The organism is Kitasatospora sp. NPDC056327 (assembly GCF_042261735.1).
In the GTDB taxonomy this organism is placed as follows: Bacteria; Actinomycetota; Actinomycetes; order Streptomycetales; family Streptomycetaceae; genus Kitasatospora.
Genome location: NZ_JBHJRC010000504.1, coordinates 1 through 2,681, shown reverse-complemented (window position 1 = coordinate 2,681; position 2,681 = coordinate 1). Strand labels below are relative to the sequence as shown.

3 protein-coding genes are annotated in these 2,681 nt (G+C 77.4%); 1 reads left to right on the top strand and 2 read right to left on the bottom strand.

Features of this window, described 5'->3' with window-relative positions; genetic code table 11:
• Positions 1 to 143 precede the first annotated feature (143 nt).
• Positions 144 to 908: an IclR family transcriptional regulator gene (locus tag ACFCX4_RS35775; protein ID WP_376151576.1), complete on the bottom strand. Its 765-nt coding sequence runs from the start codon at positions 906 to 908 to the stop codon at positions 144 to 146.
• A gap of 182 nt (positions 909 to 1,090) precedes the next feature.
• A complete protein-coding gene (gene mmuM / locus ACFCX4_RS35770) occupies positions 1,091 to 2,005 on the bottom strand; it encodes a homocysteine S-methyltransferase (RefSeq protein ID WP_376151574.1) in 915 nt (304 codons plus the stop codon).
• A gap of 179 nt (positions 2,006 to 2,184) precedes the next feature.
• Between mmuM and ACFCX4_RS35765 the strand changes: the two genes are divergently transcribed.
• A partial coding sequence (locus ACFCX4_RS35765) for an NUDIX domain-containing protein (RefSeq protein WP_376151572.1) occupies positions 2,185 to 2,681 on the top strand: 497 nt, incomplete at its 3' end.

The window sequence follows — 2,681 nt, the reverse complement described above, 5'->3', positions numbered from 1 at the left end:
GTGCCCGTGCGTGCCCTTTGTTTTTATTTTTTTGTTTTTTTAAATGCGCTTGGGCGGGGTGTGGGTCTCGCCGGCCCCCCCCGCCTCTGCGTGAACGTTCCCCCGGTCGTCCGGGGGCGGGAGGGGGCCGGCCCGCGGCCCGGTCAGAACCGCCCGGCGCCCAGGTCCCGGGAGATCGCGCGCGCGGCGCTGCGCACCGACGCGACCAGCGGGGGCCGGACGAAGCCGTCCTCGCAGACCCGCTCCACCGCGCCGCTGATGCAGACCGCGCCCACCGGGTTGCGCCGCCGGTCCTGGATCAGCGCGCCGATCGAGGCCACGCCCTCCCAGGTCTCCTCGATCGAGTCCGCCCAGCCCCGCTCCCGGGTCAACGCCGCCTCGGCGTCCACGTCGGCCGTCGCGGTCAGCGTCCGCGCGGTGTACGACTCGTACGGCCCGTCGCCCAGCTCGCCGCGCGCCACCGGGTCGTACGCCAGCAGCACCTTGCCCAGCGCGGTCGAGTGCAGCGGCTGCATCGAGCCGACCTCCAGCACCTGCCGGGTGTCGTCCGGCCGGAACACGTGGTGCACGACCAGCACCCCCTGCTGGTGCAGCACCCCCAGGTAGACGGTCTCCCCGGCCGCCCGGGCCAGGTCGTCCGCCCACACCAGGGCCCGCGCCCGCAGCTCGTGGACGTCCAGGTAGCTCTGGCCGAGCCGCAGCAGCTCGGCGCCCAGCTGGTACTTGCCGCTCTCCGGATCCTGCTCGACGAACCCCTCCTGCTGGAGGGTGCGCAGGATGCCGTGCGCGGTGCCCTTGGCCAGGCCCAGTGCCGTCGCGACCTCCGACAGGCCCAGGCGGCGTTCGCCGCCGGCCAGCAGTCGCATGATCGCGGCGGCCCGGGAAAGCGACTGGATCGGGCCGGGCATGGGAACCTCCGCGCTGACAGGCGGTCGACAATGTCGACCGCGGTGGTGACGGCACGAGTCTGCCAGGCCGCCCCCGGTCCGTGCACCTTCCCCCTCGGTAACCCCGCCCCGGCCCGCCGGACGCGCCCCCGTACGGTACGACGGCCGGGGCGGGCCGCCGGCGCCAGGGCCTCCGGCCGGCGTCAGGGCGTCCCGCCGCCCGCCGCCGCGACCTCGGCGGCCACCGCCCGGATCCCGTCCGGGCCGACCCGGCAGCAGCCGCCCACCAGCCGGGCCCCGTCCGCCAGCCAGCCGGCCACCCGGTCCGCCGTGAAGGACGGCTCGCCGCACCACGCCCCGGCCGCCGCGTCCCAGCCCTCCCCGCTGTTCGGGTAGACCACCACCGGCTTGCCGGACACCCGCGCCGCCAGGCCCACCGCCCGGTCCGCGTCCGCGGGCGCGCAGCAGTTCACCCCGACCGCCACCACCTCGTCCGCCCCGGCCGCCAGCGCGAAGGCCTCCGCCAGCGGCTGCCCGGCCCGGGTCAGCCCGCCCGCCGCGGCGAACGACAGCCAGACCGGCACGCCCAGCCCGCGCACCGCCCGCAGCAGCACCCGCGCCTCCTCGACGTCCGGCACCGTCTCCAGGGCCAGCACGTCCGCCCCCGCCGCCGCCAGCACCTCCAGCCGCGGCCGGTGGAACGCCTCCAGCGCGGCCGGGGACAGCCCGTACCGGCCCCGGTACTCCGACCCGTCCGCCAGCACCGCCCCGTACGGCCCGACCGACGCCGCCACCCACCGGCGCGGCCCCGGCAGCCCCCGCGCCGCCTCCCGGGCCAGCTCCACGCTCCGCGCCAGCAGCCGCGCCGCGCCGGCCCGGTCCACCCCGTGGCGGGCGAACCCCGCGAAGCTCGCCTGGTAGCTCGCCCCGATCGCGACCCGCGCGCCCGCCGCGAAGTACGCCCGGTGCGCCGCCAGCACCGCCTCCGGCGCGTCCGCCAGCAGCCGGGCCGACCACAGCGCGTCCGACAGGTCGTACCCGTCCGCCTCCAGCCGGTCGGACAGCCCGCCGTCCAGCACCAGCGGCCCGTCCGCCAGCGCGGCGGCGAACTCCGACATCACGGCCTCCTCCGGGTGACGCTCCCGGTCACAGCCTAGAAGCCGCCCGGGCCGGGACGGCCTCCCGTCGATGGGGAAAACCATTTGCCGCAGAGACAAGTGATCGCTACGTTGTGCTCAGCCCGAGAAGGACGCCCGCACCGTGCGGCGGGCCCCGGCGGGGGAGAGGAGCGCGCACCGTGGAGACCACCGAGCAGGAGTGGCTCGCCGCCTACGACCCGCGCGCCTACGCCCCGGTCGCCGTCACGGTCGACGTCGTCGCCCTGACCCTGCGCCACGGCCGCCTGCACGTCCTGCTCGTCGAGCGCGCCCTCCCGCCCCACCGGGGGCACTGGGCGCTGCCCGGCGGCTTCCTGCGGGCCGGCGAGGAGAGCCTCGAAGAGGCCGCCGCCCGCGAGCTCGCCGAGGAGACCGGCCTGCACGGCACGGCCGCCGCCGAGGCCGCCCTCAGCCGGATCCACCTCGAACAGCTCGGCAGCTACGGCGCACCCGACCGCGACCCCCGGATGCACGTCGTCTCCGTCGCCTACCTCGCCTTCGCCCCGGACCTGCCCGACCCGCGGGCCGGCAGCGACGCGGCCCACGCCGCCTGGCACCCCGTCACCGCGCTCGACCTCCGGCCCGCCGGCCGGTCCGAGACCGCCGGTGCGCCCGCCGACACCCACGGGGGTGGCGT